Here is an 857-nt window from a genome sequence, read left to right on the forward strand (position 1 = left end):
ATCTACGGAATAATTCGTGGTGCTTAACAAAAGCCAATTAGCGATTTAATTCAATGGGTATCATTACGGTGATATGGTTTCGGTGGATGATAGAGCAGATTTTAAAAACAAAAAACCCAGCATAAGCTGGGTTTTTACATTTCTGAAAGAAAACTAAATTACTTGATTTTAGCTTCTTTGAAAATCACATGTTTACGAGCCTTAGGATCGAATTTTTTGATTTCCATTTTTTCAGGCATGTTACGCTTGTTCTTGTCGGTAGTGTAGAAAAAACCAGTACCAGCAGTTGAAACTAAACGGATCTTATCGCGCATAATTCAGTTCCTTAAACTTTTTCGCCACGAGCACGGATTTCTGTAAGAACCGTGTCAATGCCTTTTTTATCGATAATACGCATACCTTTAGTAGTAGTGCGTAATGTTACAAAACGTTTTTCACTTTCAACCCAAAAACGGTGTGTTTGTAGGTTAGGTAGGAAACGACGTTTAGTCGCGTTTCTCGCGTGTGAACGGTGGTTACCAACCGCTGGACGCTTACCTGTAACTTGACATACTTTAGACATGTCTATATATCTCCAATAACTTCGCTCGAGCTTAATTTTCCCTAAGGCCATGTATTTGTGCCCTAGAGATAAATCGAAGGGCGCTCTTTATACAGCTTTTACAGGCAAAGATCAAATACTGATCTTATCCAACCAGCTCATGTGTAAATTTGATAGCGGCTAATTATAAAGATCGAATGCCCTTAGGGAAAGTAAAAACTGCATTTAAATTAAACTAATTTGCCAAAACGCACTAAACCGCTCATTTTTAGCACATATCTGTAAACGATAAACTCAAATCAGTCCCCGTTCGGCA

At 37.9% G+C, this 857-nt stretch carries 2 protein-coding genes; both read right to left on the reverse strand.

What is annotated here, in order from left to right; all coding sequences use genetic code 11:
• Window positions 1-158 precede the first annotated feature (158 nt).
• The gene (rpmG, locus tag CWC30_RS18305; RefSeq protein ID WP_004587947.1) at window positions 159-314 is read right to left on the reverse strand and encodes a 50S ribosomal protein L33; all 156 of its coding nucleotides are present in this window, start codon (window positions 312-314) and stop codon (window positions 159-161) included.
• Between the two features lie 11 nt (window positions 315-325).
• Complete coding sequence (rpmB, locus tag CWC30_RS18310) at window positions 326-562, reverse strand: 50S ribosomal protein L28 (protein WP_008464111.1); 237 nt, start codon at window positions 560-562, stop codon at window positions 326-328.
• Between the last annotated feature and the right edge of the window lie 295 nt (window positions 563-857).

The organism is Pseudoalteromonas sp. S4741 (genome assembly GCF_005886135.1).
Taxonomy (GTDB): Bacteria; Pseudomonadota; Gammaproteobacteria; order Enterobacterales; family Alteromonadaceae; genus Pseudoalteromonas; species Pseudoalteromonas tetraodonis.